This window comes from Rhodococcus sp. Ni2 (genome assembly GCF_021352185.1).
Taxonomy (GTDB): Bacteria; Actinomycetota; Actinomycetes; order Mycobacteriales; family Mycobacteriaceae; genus Rhodococcus_F; species Rhodococcus_F qingshengii.
The window spans coordinates 149,681-165,941 of the sequence record NZ_WOXZ01000003.1; the positions used below are offsets into that span (position 1 = coordinate 149,681).

At 62.8% G+C, this 16,261-nt stretch carries 16 protein-coding genes; 13 read left to right on the plus strand and 3 right to left on the minus strand.

Annotation, left to right across the window (positions count from 1 at the left end; all coding sequences use genetic code 11):
* Window positions 1-492: 492 nt before the first annotated feature.
* Window positions 493-753 carry a 30S ribosomal protein S20 gene (rpsT, locus tag GN300_RS27140; protein WP_003944567.1) on the minus strand — a complete coding sequence of 87 codons (261 nt, stop codon included), beginning with the start codon at window positions 751-753 and terminating at the stop codon, window positions 493-495.
* A gap of 197 nt (window positions 754-950) precedes the next feature.
* Between rpsT and GN300_RS27145 the strand changes: the two genes are divergently transcribed.
* Genes GN300_RS27145 through GN300_RS27160 form a run of 4 tightly spaced genes read left to right on the plus strand, consistent with a single transcriptional unit; the run spans window position 951 to window position 5,276 of the window.
* Window positions 951-2,576 carry a circularly permuted type 2 ATP-grasp protein gene (locus GN300_RS27145; protein WP_003944471.1) on the plus strand — a complete coding sequence of 542 codons (1,626 nt, stop codon included), beginning with the start codon at window positions 951-953 and terminating at the stop codon, window positions 2,574-2,576.
* 56 nt (window positions 2,577-2,632) lie between these two features.
* Entirely contained in the window at window positions 2,633-3,604 is a 972-nt protein-coding gene (locus tag GN300_RS27150; protein ID WP_003944483.1) for an alpha-E domain-containing protein, read from the plus strand.
* Window positions 3,605-3,612: 8 nt separating this feature from the next.
* The gene (locus GN300_RS27155) at window positions 3,613-4,443 is read left to right on the plus strand and encodes a transglutaminase family protein (protein ID WP_007731033.1); all 831 of its coding nucleotides are present in this window, start codon (window positions 3,613-3,615) and stop codon (window positions 4,441-4,443) included.
* A 59-nt stretch (window positions 4,444-4,502) separates the two neighbouring features.
* On the plus strand, window positions 4,503-5,276 hold the full coding sequence (locus GN300_RS27160; RefSeq protein WP_003944482.1) for an aquaporin: 774 nt from the start codon (window positions 4,503-4,505) through the stop codon (window positions 5,274-5,276).
* 30 nt (window positions 5,277-5,306) lie between these two features.
* On the opposite strand, the gene GN300_RS27165 is transcribed toward GN300_RS27160, so the two are convergent.
* The gene (locus GN300_RS27165) at window positions 5,307-5,840 is read right to left on the minus strand and encodes a type II toxin-antitoxin system PemK/MazF family toxin (RefSeq protein WP_063316228.1); all 534 of its coding nucleotides are present in this window, start codon (window positions 5,838-5,840) and stop codon (window positions 5,307-5,309) included.
* 72 nt (window positions 5,841-5,912) lie between these two features.
* On the opposite strand from GN300_RS27165, the gene lepA reads away from it, so the two are divergent.
* From lepA to GN300_RS27180, 3 genes are all read left to right on the plus strand, one after another.
* Window positions 5,913-7,805: a translation elongation factor 4 gene (gene lepA, locus GN300_RS27170; RefSeq protein WP_003944564.1), complete on the plus strand. Its 1,893-nt coding sequence runs from the start codon at window positions 5,913-5,915 to the stop codon at window positions 7,803-7,805.
* A 6-nt stretch (window positions 7,806-7,811) separates the two neighbouring features.
* Window positions 7,812-8,741 (plus strand): nitronate monooxygenase family protein, encoded by a 930-nt coding sequence (locus GN300_RS27175; protein WP_030536619.1) that lies wholly within the window; start codon window positions 7,812-7,814, stop codon window positions 8,739-8,741.
* An 80-nt stretch (window positions 8,742-8,821) separates the two neighbouring features.
* Entirely contained in the window at window positions 8,822-9,802 is a 981-nt protein-coding gene (locus GN300_RS27180) for an ABC transporter substrate-binding protein (RefSeq protein WP_233405725.1), read from the plus strand.
* A 57-nt stretch (window positions 9,803-9,859) separates the two neighbouring features.
* Here the strand turns inward: GN300_RS27180 and GN300_RS27185 are convergent, their stop codons facing one another.
* Complete coding sequence (locus GN300_RS27185) at window positions 9,860-11,818, minus strand: glycoside hydrolase family 15 protein (protein WP_063316226.1); 1,959 nt, start codon at window positions 11,816-11,818, stop codon at window positions 9,860-9,862.
* 82 nt (window positions 11,819-11,900) lie between these two features.
* Here GN300_RS27185 and GN300_RS27190 point away from each other — a divergent pair, with 82 nt between their 5' ends.
* The 6 genes from GN300_RS27190 to GN300_RS27210 all read left to right on the plus strand — a co-directional run bounded on the left by GN300_RS27190 (window position 11,901) and on the right by GN300_RS27210 (window position 16,253).
* Window positions 11,901-12,107, plus strand: a complete 207-nt coding sequence (locus tag GN300_RS27190) for a hypothetical protein (protein WP_003944489.1) — start codon at window positions 11,901-11,903, stop codon at window positions 12,105-12,107.
* Between the two features lie 123 nt (window positions 12,108-12,230).
* The gene (locus GN300_RS30030) at window positions 12,231-12,320 is read left to right on the plus strand and encodes an Ms4533A family Cys-rich leader peptide (protein ID WP_309599318.1); all 90 of its coding nucleotides are present in this window, start codon (window positions 12,231-12,233) and stop codon (window positions 12,318-12,320) included.
* Between the two features lie 196 nt (window positions 12,321-12,516).
* Window positions 12,517-13,548 carry a sulfate ABC transporter substrate-binding protein gene (locus GN300_RS27195; protein ID WP_003944569.1) on the plus strand — a complete coding sequence of 344 codons (1,032 nt, stop codon included), beginning with the start codon at window positions 12,517-12,519 and terminating at the stop codon, window positions 13,546-13,548.
* A 7-nt stretch (window positions 13,549-13,555) separates the two neighbouring features.
* Window positions 13,556-14,404 (plus strand): sulfate ABC transporter permease subunit CysT, encoded by an 849-nt coding sequence (gene cysT, locus GN300_RS27200; protein ID WP_030536617.1) that lies wholly within the window; start codon window positions 13,556-13,558, stop codon window positions 14,402-14,404.
* A complete protein-coding gene (gene cysW / locus GN300_RS27205) occupies window positions 14,401-15,207 on the plus strand; it encodes a sulfate ABC transporter permease subunit CysW (RefSeq protein ID WP_003944503.1) in 807 nt (268 codons plus the stop codon). The genes cysT and cysW overlap by 4 nt, the downstream gene beginning before the upstream one ends.
* A complete protein-coding gene (locus GN300_RS27210; RefSeq protein WP_063316225.1) occupies window positions 15,204-16,253 on the plus strand; it encodes a sulfate/molybdate ABC transporter ATP-binding protein in 1,050 nt (349 codons plus the stop codon). Before cysW ends, GN300_RS27210 begins: the two co-directional genes overlap by 4 nt.
* The last annotated feature ends 8 nt before the right edge of the window (window positions 16,254-16,261 follow it).

The following is a 16,261-nucleotide window of genomic DNA, read 5'->3' on the forward strand; positions in this document are numbered from 1 at the left end:
GCGACACCGGATTCACCACACTGCCGCAGGCAATGGTTTCTTGGCCGATGCTGTCCACCGGCACCTTCACGGTGGTGAGTACCGCTCGTCCAACGGCGAGAAACGCCAGAATCGCAACGAGTGAACACATCACGCCGAAGAAGATCCGGAATTCGCTACGTTGCCTGCGCTTACACCATCCGTAGCTTGCGGCACCTCCGACGACTGCAACCGTCAATGATTCCCACCAACGAGGGATTCCCAGGGCGGCCACTACGCCGAAAGCGACGACCGCCCAGAAGACAGTCGTGAACAACCAGCTGCGAGGGCGCTTCCCGTGCCCGTTGATCGCCATCATCAGATGGTTGCAGCCCGCTCCACATATTCGCTGCAAGACATGGATGGCGGGTCTTCGCACTGACCCGATTGAATACGCAAAATAGCCGCCTGGTCTTTCGACCTGGCGGCTATCGAGACGAACCAGTGTGACGGCGAACCGTCACAGTGGAAACGTCAGAGCTTGTTGGCAGCCTGCGAGAGTGCAGACTTCTTGTTGGCAGCCTGGTTGGCGTGAATGACGCCCTTGCTGGCTGCCTTGTCGAGCTTGCGGCTGGTGGAGACGAGGAGCTCGTTGGCCTTGTCCTTGTCACCGGCTGCCGCAGCCTCGCGGAATGAACGGATCGCGGTACGCAGCGAGGACTTCACCGACTGGTTACGGAGTCGGGCCGCCTCGTTGGTACGGATTCGCTTCACCTGGGACTTGATGTTGGCCACGCGTAAAATCCTTGTCGTCTTTAGCTGGTTACGGTCGAGAAAGCTGTGGGCGCACTGATGCACCGACTGGCAAGATTACCAGCCGAGGGCCCAAGAACCCAAACCGTCGCACGTTGCGTCTGTCGAGAAGGGTACACCGAGCGCCCGATTTCTCGCCGCGCTGCCGAATAGCCCCACTTGTAGCAGCATGTTGCCCTATGACGCCGCCGCCTTCGAAAAGTTCGAGTAAAACAGGTTCGACCACCACCCGAGCGCGTCCTGCCGCAGTGTTCGACGGATATTCAGACATCGGTCGCTACGAGTTGGCTTTCGACGAGATGTTCGAGCCCGACGGCTCGGTGCGTGGTCCGTACAAGGGTGTGTACAAAGCCCTGGCGCCGACGAGCAGCGCCGACCTCGCCGCGCGTGCCGACGCACTCGGACGCGCATTCATCGACCAAGGTGTGACGTTTTCGCTGTCCGGGCAGGAACGACCCTTCCCGTTGGATCTGGTGCCACGCGTCATCGCCGCCCAGGAGTGGTCGCGGCTGGAAAAGGGCATCAAACAGCGGGTGAAGGCGCTCGAGTTGTTTCTCGCGGACATTTACGGAGAGCAGCGAATCCTGCGCGATCACGTGTTGCCGCGCCGCCTGGTCACCTCGTGTGAGCACTTCCACCGTGAAGCGGCAGGCATCGTGCCGCCCAACGGTGTGCGAATTCACGTCGCGGGTATCGACCTGGTCCGAGACGAGGCGGGAGAGTTCCGAGTTCTCGAGGACAATCTGCGATCTCCGTCCGGTGTCTCCTATGTGATGGAAAACCGTCGCACCATGACTCGGGTGTTCCCGGATCTGTTCATGTCCCACAAGGTGCGGGCGGTCGGTGATTACGCAACACATCTGCTGAGGGCGCTGCGTGCGGGTGCTGCACTCAACGAAGCGGACCCGACAGTGGTTGTTCTCACACCGGGTATCGCCAATTCCGCCTATTTCGAGCATTCGTTGCTCGCTCGTCAGATGGGTGTGGAACTCGTCGAAGGTCGCGACCTGTTCTGCCGCGACAACATGGTGTATATGCGCACGACGGAAGGCGAGCGCCAGGTCGACGTAATCTATCGCCGCATCGACGACGAGTATCTCGACCCGATGCACTTCCGTCCGGATTCGATTCTCGGCGTCGCAGGCCTACTGAATGCGGCGCGGGCGGGCAACGTGGTGATCTCGAGCGCCGTCGGCAACGGAGTCGGTGACGACAAACTCGTCTATACCTACGTTCCGCAGATCATCGACTACTACCTCGGTGAGAAGCCGCTCTTGCAGAACGTCGACACGTTCCGCTGTTGGTTGGACGAGGAGTGCGAGCAAGTCCTCGACCGCGTCGCCGAACTGGTGATCAAGCCGGTGGAAGGGTCCGGCGGCTACGGAATCGTCTTCGGACCCGACGCGAGCCCCAAGGAACTGGCCGCGATCACCCGCAAGATCAAGGCAGACCCGCGCGGGTGGATTGCGCAGCCACTCGTGCAGTTGTCCACGGTGCCGACCAAGATCGACGATGTTCTCTCGCCGCGCCACGTGGACTTGCGGCCCTTTGCCGTCAACGACGGTGAGGACGTGTGGGTGTTGCCCGGCGGCCTGACCCGGGTGGCACTTCCGGAAGGTTCGCTGGTGGTCAACTCCAGCCAGGGCGGCGGAAGCAAGGACACGTGGGTGCTTGCGAGTCGCACCTCTGACGAAGACCCAGAGTTGTCAGGCGAGGAACTGGTGTCCGAGCCCCCGGAATCCGCGGAGCCGGTGCAGGGTCCCGAACTGAGTACCTCGCAGCAACAACAGCAGCAGCAACAGTGAACACCTCGGAAGTGCCCAGCTACCAAGAACTATCAGTGAACGGAGCGTGGTGACCGATGCTTGCTCGCAACGCAGAGTCCCTCTACTGGATCGGCCGCTACGTCGAGCGCGCCGACGACACTGCTCGGATCCTCGACGTCGCCGTCCATCAATTGCTCGACGACGCCACCGTCGACCCGGACCGCACGTCGCGTCTGCTCCTGCGTGTCCTCGGCATCGAGGCGCCGGAGGGCAAGCTCGACGTGCGCTCGCTCACCGATCTGGTTGCGTTCAGCCGCAACCAGGTTGGTTCGATCGTGGACTCGCTGGCAAGTGCTCGTGAGAATGCTCGCGGGGCGCGTGAGGTCACGTCGAGTGAGATGTGGGAGTGCCTGAACACCACGTACAACGGACTGGCCGAGCGTGAACGTGCCTCACGCAGGCTGGGGCCACACGAGTTCTTCCGCTATGTGGAGGAACGCGCAGCGATGTTCGCGGGCCTGGCGGATTCCACGCTCAGTCGCGACGACGGCTATCGGTTCCTTCTGCTGGGCAGGTCGATCGAACGTGTCGACATGATCGTGCGGATGCTTCTGGCGCGCGCCGGTGACCGCCCGTCGTCGCCGGCATGGGTCAGCGTTCTTCGCTCGGCGGGCGCACATGACACGTATCTGCGTACGTATCGCGGAGCACTCGACGCCAATCGCGTCGTCGAGTTCATCTTGTTGGACAGGCTCTTTCCGCGCTCGGTGTTCCACTCGATCAGGCAGGCCGAGAAGTGCCTGCAGGAGCTCGACCCGCAGCCGGGCAGTCGCGTCGGAATCCGGGCGGAGGCGCCGCGGCTTCTGGGCCGCGCACGCAGCGAACTCGAGTTCCTGCCGCAGGGCGTGTTGCTCGAGGATCTGCAGGGACGGTTGCTCGGTTGGCAGGAGACCTGCCGCGAACTGGGTGAGGCAATTGCATTGCAGTACTTCCACGCTGCGCCGTGGGTCGCGTGGACGGATGCCGGCGCCGCGTATGCGGAGTCGACGGTGGAGGGAGAGCTGTGAGCTGGCGGATGAGGGTCGTGCACACCACGGGATATGCGTACGACGCCCCGGTGACGTCGTCGTACAACGAAGCGCGATTGACACCTCGCGGCGACACCAGGCAGACGGTGATACTCACGCGCGTCGAAACCCAGCCGGCAACGCGTTCCTACCGATACACCGATTACTGGGGCACCGCGGTGACCGCCTTCGACTTGCACGCCCCGCATACGGAACTCGAAGTGACCGGACTGTCGGTGGTGGAGACGGAACCGTTCGTTCAGCCCGAGGAAACCGTCGACTGGGATGAATTGTCGGGAAACGCGATTAAAGATCGATTCAACGAACAACTGAGTTTCACGAGATATGTTCCGCGTGATCGTAAGCTGGCGACAATTGCCAAGGAATTGCGCAAAGATAAATCACCTGAAGATGCAGTAGTGGCTGCGTCGCAATGGGTTTACGGCGAAATGTCATATGTGCCGGGTACGACCGGAGTGCATACGTCGGCGGTCGAGGCGTGGTCGGCACGGAAAGGCGTCTGCCAGGACTATGCGCATCTGACCTTGGTATTGCTTCGAACGATGGGGATACCGTGTCGATACGTTTCCGGCTATCTCCACCCCAAACGTGATGCGGCAGTCGGGGACACGGTGGTCGGCGAATCGCACGCGTGGATCGAGGCGTGGACCGGCGCGTGGTGGGGATACGACCCGACCAATGCGATAGCTGTGAATGAACAGCATGTCTCGGTCGGAATAGGAAGGGACTATTCGGATGTGCCGCCTTTGAAGGGAATCTTTTCCGGTGGACGCTCCACAGATCTCGAAGTTGTTGTGGAGATCACCAGGCTTGCGTAAAGTCCGGCAAATCTAGGCGCGTGAGCATTACTACCGTTCGATGAGAAGAAGGTGGGAATATGTCTCCAACTGCACAGGAATTGACTGAGATCGAACCGATCTCGGATGTGAAGAAGTATGCGGCCGAAGCGGTGGGAACATTCGTGCTCGTGTTCTCCGCAGTCGGAACTGCCGTCTTTGCAGGTGCGAAAGTCGGCAATCTCGGAGTTGCCTTCGCATTCGGCCTGACCCTGCTGTTCCTCGTATATGCGATCGGACCGATTTCCGGTTGCCACGTCAACCCAGCAGTGACTCTCGGCCAATTCGTGATCGGGCGAATCTCAGCCGTCAATGCGGCGATTTACGTTGTCGCGCAAGTGATCGGCGGCTTGGTCGCAGGCGTCGTGATCTACACGGTGGCCAACAGTCTCCCGGCGTACAACCGTGCTGCTGACGGTTTGGGTGCAAACGGTTGGGGCGCACACAGTCCGTCTGCCGAGAAGAATCTTCTCGGAAACGTGGTTTCCGACGGCTACGGCATCGGTGCCGCCATGATCATCGAGATCCTGCTGACAGCACTGCTGGTATTCGTCGTTCTCGCGTCGACCGACCAGATCTCCGACGTGCCGCTCGCCGGGGTGTCCATCGGCTTCACCCTGGCCGTCATTCACCTGATCTCGATCCCGATCGACAACACCTCCGTCAACCCCGCTCGAAGCCTCGCTGTCGCACCGTTCCAGGACGGTGCACTCGGTCAGGTGTGGTTGTTCATCGTGTTCCCGCTCATCGGCGGTGCGCTCGGTGCACTCATCTATCGAGCACTCTTCGGACGGTTCAACCGTATGGACAGCTGATCGACACTGTTTCCATCGTCCGGGTCGGCTTCAGCTCCAGCTGAAGTCGGCCCGAAGTTTTGCCGCGACCGCGTCGAACTTCTTGTGATCCATGACGGCGCCCTCGCGCCGGATCCCGCTCTCGGGAACGTCGAGCACCCGGTCGAGCCGGACCCAGCTGGGCCTTCCCTCTCCGTCCCATGGACCCGAACCGATTGCGAGCCAATCGCGCTCACCCTGGCGTTTACTCTGCGAAGACAACATCAGGCCGAGCAGCGTGTTGCCGTCGCGGCCGACAACCAGCACCGGGCGGTCTTTGCCCTGGGTCGGATCCTCCTCGTAGGCAACCCAGGTCCAGACGATTTCGCCCGGATCGGCCTTGCCGTCGAGGTCGGGGGAGTACTCGACCTTGCGGGCGCGATGTGCGGTCGGAGACGTTCGCGCGGCGATCGGGCGGCCGGACGGACCCGGCTTCGAGGCAGACGACTGGGACGTGGACGACTGCAGCTGGCGCAGCAACGCAGGGCCCTTCTCCACCGCGAGGGCGCCGAGGGTTCTGCCGATCTGCTTCCACATGCTTGCCATAGCGTTCGAGCATAATCACCCGCCCGTGGGAACCCCTGGTACGGCGGCGCCGAGACTTGGATATCCTGAGGGTTGACAGTGGCCCGGATCCGGGCCGGTGCCGGTCCGACTAAGGGGTCTCCCATCAGCAGCTTCGCCGACAAGACGTTCACGGATCCTGCGCAGATCCGGAACTTCTGCATCATCGCGCACATCGACCACGGTAAGTCGACGCTGGCAGATCGCATGCTTCAGCTCACCGGTGTGGTCGAAGAGCGGGCGATGCGTGCGCAGTACCTGGACCGCATGGACATCGAGCGTGAACGCGGCATCACCATCAAGGCTCAGAACGTTCGTCTGCCCTGGACCGTCGACGGCGAAGAGTTCGTCCTCCACCTCATCGACACTCCCGGCCACGTCGACTTCACGTACGAGGTCTCCCGTGCGCTCGAAGCATGCGAGGGCGCAATTCTGCTGGTCGACGCTGCTCAGGGCATCGAAGCTCAGACGCTGGCGAACCTCTACCTGGCGATGGAGAAGGATCTCAAGATCATTCCCGTCCTCAACAAGATCGACCTCCCGGCCGCGGATCCCGACCGCTATGCCGAAGAGATCGCGCACATCACGGGCTGCGAGCCCGGTGATGTCCTGCGCGTCTCGGGTAAGACCGGCATGGGCGTCAAGGAACTGCTCGACGAGGTCATCAAGCAGGTACCTGCGCCTGTCGGCGATGCTGACGGTCCCGCCCGCGCGATGATCTTCGACTCCGTCTACGACGCCTACCGCGGCGTGGTCACCTACGTGCGTGTGGTCGACGGTCGGATCCGTCCCCGCGAGAAGATCACGATGATGTCCACGGGCACCACACACGAACTGCTCGAGGTCGGCATCATCTCGCCCGAGCCGAAGGCCAGTATCGGTCTGGGCGTCGGCGAGGTGGGCTACCTTATCACCGGAGTGAAGGACGTCCGCCAGTCGCGCGTCGGTGACACCGTCACCACCACCCGCAATGGCGCGACCGAACCGCTGGTCGGCTACCGCGATCCCAAGCCGATGGTCTACTCGGGCCTCTACCCGATGGACGGCTCGGACTACCCCGTGCTGCGCGATGCCCTCGACAAGCTCCGTCTCAACGACGCGGCCCTGGCGTATGAACCCGAGACGTCGGTTGCCCTCGGATTCGGCTTCCGCTGCGGCTTCCTCGGCCTGCTCCACATGGAGATCACCCGCGACCGCCTCGAGCGTGAGTTCGGCCTCGAACTGATTTCCACCGCGCCCAACGTCGTCTACCGCGTCGTGATGGAGGACGGGGCCGAGGTCATCGTCACCAACCCGTCGTACTGGCCGGAAGGCAAGGTTCGCGAGGTCTACGAGCCCGTCGCCAAATGCACCGTCATCGCCCCGAGTGAGTACGTCGGCGCCATCATGGAGCTGTGCCAGTCCCGTCGCGGTGAGCTCGGCGGCATGGACTACCTCTCCGAGACTCGCGTCGAACTGCGCTACGAACTGCCCATGGGCGAGATCATGTTCGACTTCTTCGACGCCCTCAAGTCCCGCACCAAGGGTTATGCCAGCCTCGATTACGAGGAGGCCGGTGAGCAGCAGGCCGATCTGGTGAAGGTCGACATCCTGCTGCAGGGCGAGGCCGTCGACGCGTTCTCCTCGATCGTGCACCGTTCCAACGCCGGCGCTTACGGCGGACGCATGACGTCGAAGCTTCGTGAGCTGATTCCTCGCCAGCAGTTCGAGGTTCCGATCCAGGCCGCGATCGGCGCGAAGATCATCTCGCGCGAGAACATTCGCGCAATCCGCAAGGACGTTCTCGCCAAGTGCTACGGCGGCGACATCAGCCGTAAGCGCAAGCTGCTCGAGAAGCAGAAGGAAGGCAAGAAGCGCATGAAGACCATCGGTCGCGTCGAGGTGCCGCAGGAAGCATTCGTGGCGGCCCTGACGTCGGAATCGGTCGGCGAGAAGCCCAAGAAGTAGGAGCGCATGGTCACCACCTGGTTGTCCCGAGAGTTCGGAATCGAAATCCCGGTTCTCGGGGCGCCCATGGGTGGCCGCGCGGGCGGCGCGCTCGCCGGAGCTGTATCGGCGGCCGGCGGGTTGGGTCTGCTCGGCGCGGCTCGGTACAACACACCGGAGTGGATCGAGGCCGAAGCTGAAGTGGCCCGCTCGATCGGCGGAAAGTTCGGCGTCGGCCTGATGACGTGGTCGCTGCCCGAGAACGAGTTGATGCTCGACGCCGCGATTGCCGTCGAGCCGACCATGATCACCTTGTCGTTCGGTGATCCCGCCTCGTATGTCGGACGAATCCACGATGCGGGCATTCCCGTTGTGTCACAGATCAATACGCTCGAAGACCTTCGCATTGTCGAGGCCGCGGGTGTCGACGGCGTGATCGCGCAAGGCGGTGAGGCAGGCGGTCACACGGGCCGAATCGGAACCTTGCCGCTGCTGCAGGAGATCCTCGAAACGACATCACTTCCAGTACTGGCGGCTGGCGGAATCGGGACCGGCCGCGGTTTGGCCGCAGTCCTGGCAGCCGGCGGGGAAGGCGTGATGATCGGAACGGCGCTGCTCGCCAGCCCGGAGACGGTCGGGCCGGACTATGCCCGCGACCGCGTCGTCGAAGCCGGAAGTGCCGACACGATTTACACCTCGGTGTTCGACCGAGCGCGCAGTCAACCGTGGCCGCAGCGGTGGGGTGGCCGCGCGGTGGCCAACGAGTTCACTGCCGCCTGGCACGGAGTCGACGCCGATGAGGAAATGCTGGCAAAGGCGTACGACCCGTCGGATCCCCACAGCGGAGTCGTCTACGCCGGAGAAGCTGTCGGACTCGTACACGGAACCCATCCGGCCGGCGACGTGGTTCGACGCATCGGCGCCGATGCGGAGCGTCTGCTCTCTCGTTTCGCCTGAAAGCAAGGTCGGACACAACCGGGTCCCATATGAGAAGGTAAGCCTCTGCTAACTAGTGGAGGAGTATTTTCGTGCGTGCGATGAAGTTTTCGGCGGTGGCTCTCTTGGGAGCGCTGGTCGTAGGTATCAGCGGATGTTCGTCCTCGGACGCCGACGAGATCGCGGGCGGTCGGGTCACCACGATCGACCACAAGTTCGGCGCCACCACGATCACCGGGACGCCGACGCGCATCGTCGCGGCCGACACCCAGTGGCTCGACGCTCTGCTCGAACTCGGAATCCAGCCGGTGGGGTACCTGGCTGCCGGCCCGATGGGCGACGAGCGTGGTCTGTTCCCGTGGGAGAGTGGCGTGGACGCGTCGGCGAAGGAACTCGATCGCTCGGCGATCCAGCAGTTCGGTGTCCCGCTCAAAGCTGAAGAAATTGCAGCCTTGGATCCCGATCTGATTCTCGGCGGGTTCTCCGTCGCCGATCAGGACGATTTCGACCAGTTGAGCAAGATCGCTCCGACAATTGCCGGTCTGTCCGACGTCCAGGTCGATCCGTGGCAGGACCAGGTGGAGATTCTCGGCCGGGTTCTCGACAAGGAGTCGCGAGCCGACGAGATCGTCGAGGCGACAAACGGGCAGATCGATGCGCTCGCACAGCGGTTGCCGGGGCTGAAGGGTAAGACCGCTCTTTTGTCGCAGTACGTCTTCCCGACGTCGCAGTTGGTGATCGTCGCTGATCCCAAGGACGGTGCTTCGGGACTGTTCACGCGTCTGGGAATGTCGTTGCCGCCCAAGCTGGTCGACGAGGCCGGTGTGACCGGTGGCCGGCTGATACTCAGCCCGGAACGGATAGACGCTCTCAGCGCCGACGTCGTGGTGCTGCTGCCCAACGGCGGGTCGCTCGACGACATGATGAAGCTGCCGGGGTTTGCCGACCTGCCTGCAGTCAAGGGTGGCGGATTGGCCATCGTCGACTATCCGACTGTTGCCGGCCTGAACAAACCGTCGTCGCTGTCGCTGAAGTACTCGCTCGAATCGATCACGCCGCAGCTCGAAGCGGTGGCCGGCTAGACCTGCTGTGCGCCTTTATTAACCGCGGGCGGTTAATAAAGGCGCACAGCAGGGGGTCTAGGTCGCGTTGTGCGCGGGCTGGAAAGCTCCGGCTTCGGCAGCTTCCTCGGCGCGGATCACGTGGACCACGGCGTTGATCAGCGCCAGGTGTGTGAACGCCTGCGGGAAGTTACCCAGATGGCGACCGGTGTGCGCGTCGATCTCCTCCGCGTACAGCTTGAGCGGGCTCGCGAACCCGAGCAGACGCTCGCAGAGATGCTTTGCCCGATCCAGTTCGCCGATCTCGACGAGGGCGGACACCAACCAGAAGGAACAGATGGTGAACGTTCCTTCTTCACCGCTCAATCCGTCGTCGGTGGTGTCGACGCGATAGCGCAGGACCAACCCCTCTTCGGTGAGCTCGTCGGCGATCGCCAGCACCGTTGCCCGGATGCGCGGATCGTCGGCCGGCAGGAAGCGCAGCAGCGGTGCCAACAAGAGCGACGCGTCGAGTGAATCGTGGCCGTACCGCTGTGTCAGAACTCCGCGCGAGTCGACACCGTGCGCGAGGATGTCGGCCTTGATGTCGTCGGCGATGGCGGTCCACTGCTGCGCGAAGCTCTTCTCGCCCTGCATCTCTGCCAGCTTGGCGCCGCGATCGAGAGCGACCCAGCACATGATCTTCGACGACGTGAAGTGCTGCGGTTCACCGCGCACCTCCCAGATCCCGCGGTCGGGTTGACGCCAGTGCTTGATCGCTTCCTCGACCTGCTTCTTGAGTAGCGGCCACAACGCCTCGGGGACGCGCTCGCGGGTACGGATGTGGAGGTACACCGAGTCGAGCATGGTGCCCCAGATGTCGTGCTGCTGTTGATCGAACGCCCCGTTGCCGATACGCACCGGACGGGCGCCGTCGTAGCCGGACAGATGGTTGAGTTCGGATTCCTCGAGCGTGCGCTCGCCGCCGATGCCGTACATCACCTGCAAGGGATGTGGCTGACCGTTGTCCGAACTCGACACGTCGTAGATGAAGTTGAAGAAGTCGTTGGCCTCACGGTCCAACCCGAGCGTGTAGAGGCCCCACAGTGCGAAGGTGGAATCGCGAACCCACGCGTAGCGATAGTCCCAGTTGCGTTCTCCGCCTGGTGTTTCCGGTAGCGAGGTCGTCGAAGCCGCGAGTAGGGCTCCGGTCGGTGCGTAGGTGAGCCCCTTGAGTGTGAGCGCACTGCGCTGTAGGTATCCGCGCCACGGGTGATCGGGGAACTTGCCGATCGTCACCCACTCACGCCAGGACTTGGACGTCTGCCACATCTTGTCGGCGGCCTCGTCGAACGTCTGCGGCGCGGGAAGATCCGACCACGAGAGCGCGACGTACACGTTGTCGCCTTCGACCAGTCGCGTCCGCGCTCGTGCTTCACGACCTTCCAGACCCAGTCGTAGGTCGGTGGTCAAGCGCAGAGTGGGATGGTCTCCGGGCTTGGCGGAGCGACACGTTGCCGTTGCTTCCTCGTAGACCTTTCCGGTGTACTCCCAATTCGCCGTGCCACGGTGATAGTCGAACGCGGGCTCACAGCTCATCTCGAGTTCGACGGTGCCGCTGACGCATTTGACCGTACGGAGAAGGGTGTGTTCGGCATCCCAGTCGGTCGGTGTGCGCTTGTGCGTGTTCGATCGCTTGTCGACGTTGTGCCAGGGACCGAGAACCAGGGCGTCGCGGACGACGAGCCAGCCGGTCTCGGTCTGCCAGGTGGTCTCGAGAATGAGTCCACCCGGCAGATAGCGCCGAGCGGCCGGCACGTTCTGGCCGTAGGGGCCGATACGGAAATGGCCTGCGCTGCGGTCGAGGATGGCACCGAACACGCTGGGGGAGTCCGGGCGGGGAACGCACATCCACTCGACAGATCCGTTACGGGCAATCAGGCACGAGGTTTCGCAATCGGAAAGAAACGCATAGTCGTCGATCGGGGGAAAGTTGCTTCGATGGTGACCCGTGGAGGCGGGAGGAATCGTCTGCACCACTTCGTCGTCAGCACTCATTCGGCCATCATCCGGCCAGAATCGGCACACGTCCAATCCACACGCTGTCGGGACCGTATCGTCCGAAGGATAGGGTGTTGGCGTGGATCGGATTGCGGATTGGTGGGACAGCTTCGAGCTGTGGATGGCGGGGCTCCCGTTCATCCCGCAGGTCGCGTTGGTCCTGATCGTCGTCGTTCCGCTGTGCCGCCTGGTGGCCATCGGTCTGGATCGCGCGTTGGCCGCCGTTCTCGCTCTGCCGCTCTTCGGCTGGTTGCGTAGGAATTCTCGAGAAGTAGAGGAAAGCTGATGCCCCGCTCACGGGTCACTCTCGCCCTGATAGCCCTGATTCTCCTCGTGATCGTCGCGTGGCTTCTCACCCGTTAGTTCTCCCGATTAGAGCGGGCGCCGGTGCTCTGCTAAAGTCCACCGCGTGTCCGAAGCAACAGCTCCCGTAATCCGCCACCAGTTGGCGTTGATTGCTGTCGGCATGCTCGACGTCGCTGACGTCGCCTGTTGTTGATTTCCTGAGTTCGACCTCTCCGGTGGTGCTGCGCACCCCACTCGAACTTCTCTGCGCGTAACTCGCGCCCCCGATTCAGGGCTCATCGCCCGTCGGCTCTCCATGTCTGAACATCCCGATGGAATCAGCCCCAGAGGTCTCGGACTTGTCGTTTGACCAACCCTCGTTTGTCAGTCCTTTCAGGAAGGTATCTGCAATGAAACGCCGTTCCCGCACACTTCTCACTGCTATCGCGACCATGGGGGCCGTGGTACTCACAGCGTGCAGTGGTGGCTCGAGCGACACCGTGGGTGGTGACAGCGCCGCCAGCGACGGTAGCGCCGGCACGATCAACCTGTTCGCCTACGCCGTGCCGAAGCCTGGCTTCGACAAGCTCACCGCAGCCTTCCAGGCGACCGACGAGGGCAAGAACGTCAACTTCAATCCTTCCTACGGCGCCTCGGGCGACCAGTCGCGCAAGGTGAAGGACGGTGCCGAGGCAGACTTCGTCAACTTCTCCGTCGAGCCCGACATCACCCGTCTGGTCGATGCCGGTCTGGTAGATCAGAACTGGAACCAGGACGCCTACAACGGAATTCCGTTCGGATCGGTAGTCACCATCGTGACGCGTCCGGGCAACCCGAAGGGCATCAAAGACTGGGACGACCTGCTTCAGCCCGGCCTCGAGGTCGTCACGCCGAACCCGTTCAGCTCCGGCTCGGCCAAGTGGAACCTCTTGGCGCCGTACGCCGCGAAGAGCGACGGTGGCAAGAACCCGCAGGCGGGTCTCGACTACGTCACCGCCTTGGTCAACGACCACGTCAAGATCCAGCCCAAGTCGGGACGCGAGGCTTCGGAAGCCTTCCTGCAGGGTAGCGGTGACGTTCTGATCAGTTACGAGAACGAGGCACTGTTCATCGAAGGCAACGGCGACCCGGTCGAGCACGTCACCCCGCCCACGACCTTCAAGATCGAGAACCCCGTTGCCGTGATCTCGAACAGCAAGGTCCTCGACAAGGCGACCGCGTTCAAGGACTACCTGTACACGACCGAGGGTCAGACGCTCTGGGCCGAAGCAGGATTCCGTCCCGTGGATCCCGCCGTCGCTGCCAAATTCACCGACAAGTTCCCCGAGCCGACCAAGCTGTGGACCATTGCAGACCTCGGCGGCTGGAAGGCCGTGGACAGTGCTCTGTTCACCAAGGACACCGGTTCGATCGCAGTGATCTACGACAACGCGACCAAGTAAGACTGACGTGACTGACACTATTGACCCCACCCCCGTGGCTCGTCGGCGAAAACTCGCGCGGGTCACGGGGAGTGTGGGGCCGCTCGGAATCGGAGTGGCCACCCTGTGGCTCTCCGTGATCGTTCTGCTTCCGCTCGCCGCGTTGACCGCCACCGCGTTCGACGAGGGGATCTCCGGATTCTGGGACGCCGTCACCGCACCCGTCGCCTTGGCGTCGTTGCGCGTGACGTTGTTGGTCTCGGTGATCGTGGCATTGATCAACGTCGTGATGGGCACGATCATCGCGTGGGTGCTGGTCCGGGACGACTTCCCGGGCAAGCGCATCGTCAACTCGATGATCGATCTGCCGTTCGCACTGCCGACAATCGTGGCATCGATCGTGCTGCTGTCCCTCTACGGCCCGCAGTCACCGATCGACATCCATCTCAATGCAACCCAGCCCGGACTGATCGTGGCATTGGCCTTCGTGACCTTGCCGTTCGTGGTCCGTTCCGTGCAGCCGGTGCTGATGGAGGTCGACCGCGAAGTCGAGGAAGCCGCTGCGTCGTTGGGAGCTTCCAACTGGACGATCTTTCGCTCGGTTGTTCTCCCGACGTTGGCGCCTGCCGTCATCTCCGGTGCGGGCCTCGCGTTCGCCAGAGCGATCGGTGAATACGGCTCGGTCGTTCTGATCGGCGGCAACATCCCACGCGTGACACAGATGACGTCGCAGTACATTCAGCAGCAGATCGAGATCGATCGTCCGACCAACGCCGCTGCCGTCTCGGTAGCGTTGCTGGCCATCGCATTCGTGACGCTGTTCGTCCTGCGAATCTTCGCATCGCGGGGACAGCGACGTGAGGAGAGTTCCCGATGAACGTGTCCAGAGGATCGAAGATCGGTCTGCGGACCATCGCTCTCGTCTACCTGTTCGTGTTGCTGGTCGTGCCGATCGGTGTGATCCTGACGCGAACGTTCGAGAACGGAATCGGCCCGTTTCTCGAATCGATCACGACACCGGCAGCGATCTCCGCGCTGAATCTTTCGCTGATCATCGTGGCGATCGTGGTCCCGATCAACGTCGTGTTCGGCGTCGTCACTGCTCTGGCACTCGTGCGTGGGCGTTTCCCGGGCCGCGGAGTTCTGCAGTCGGTGGTCGACCTGCCCTTCGCGGTCTCGCCCGTCGTCGTCGGTGTGTCGTTGATTCTTCTGTGGGGTGCCAACGGTTGGTTCGGCGGCATCGAATCGTTGGGGTTCAAAGTCATCTTCGGGTTGCCAGGCATGGTGATCGCGACGATTTTCGTGACGCTGCCCTTCGTCGTCCGGGAAGTCGAACCCGTACTTCACGAGATCGGCGACGAGCAGGAACAAGCAGCCGCGACGCTCGGTGCCTCGGGCTGGCAGACGTTCTGGCGGATCACCTTGCCCGCGATCCGTTGGGGCCTGACGTACGGAATCGTGTTGACGGTGGCGCGTTCGCTCGGTGAATTCGGCGCAGTCATCATGGTCTCTTCCGGCTTCCCGGGGGTATCCCAGACACTGACATTGCTGGTGCACTCGCGATACATCGACGACCACAACACCTTTGGTGCGTATTCGGCGGCAACGCTGCTGATGGGCATCGCCATCATTGTCCTGTTGCTGATGACGCTGCTGGACCGTAAGAGGAGCACCACATGATCACAGTGACCGGGGCCCGCAAGAACTACGGTGATTTCGCGGCGCTCGACGACGTGACGGTCAACATTCCCTCGGGTTCGTTGACGGCATTGCTCGGGCCCAGTGGCTCGGGAAAGTCGACGTTGCTGCGTTCGATCGCAGGGCTCGAAGAACTCGATTCGGGAACCATCACCATCGCAGGCAAGGACGTCACCGGCGTCTCGCCGCAGAAGCGTGACATCGGTTTCGTGTTCCAGCACTACGCGGCGTTCAAGCACATGACGGTGCGGGACAACGTGGCGTTCGGGCTCAAGATCCGCAAGCGCCCGAAGCCGGAGATCGAGAAGAAGGTCAACGAACTTCTCGAGATCGTCGGCCTCGACGGGTTTCAGCATCGGTACCCCGCGCAGCTCTCCGGCGGTCAGCGTCAGCGCATGGCGTTGGCGCGCGCTCTGGCTGTGGATCCACAGGTGCTCCTGCTCGACGAGCCCTTCGGCGCGCTCGACGCGAAGGTGCGTGCCGACCTGCGCACGTGGTTGCGTCGCCTGCACGACGAGGTGCACGTCACCACCGTCCTGGTCACCCACGACCAGGAAGAGGCTCTCGACGTCGCCGACCGCATCGCGGTGCTGAACAAGGGGCGGATCGAGCAGATCGGTGAACCTGCCGACCTGTACGACCGCCCGTCCAACGACTTCGTGATGTCCTTCCTCGGATCCGTCGCGAAGCTCAACGGGCAGTTGGTCCGTCCGCATGACATCCGTCTCGGCCGCGATCCGAGCATGGCTCTCGCGCAGGAATCCGGAACGGCCGAGTCGCTCGGCGTCACACGCGCAACAGTCGAGCGCGTCGTGTACCTCGGCTTCGAGGTTCGAGTCGACCTGCGCAACGAGGCAACCGGTGAGTTGTTCTCGGCTCAGGTCACCCGCGGTGACAGTGCAGCTCTGCACCTCGAGGCGGGGGAGACGGTGTACGCGCGGGCTACCCGGGTGCCGGATCTGCCGGAGACCCCGGTGTCGACGCCGGTGCAGGAGCCGGTCACGGTGAGCGTGGTCGGCCAGGTGTGACCCGCTCG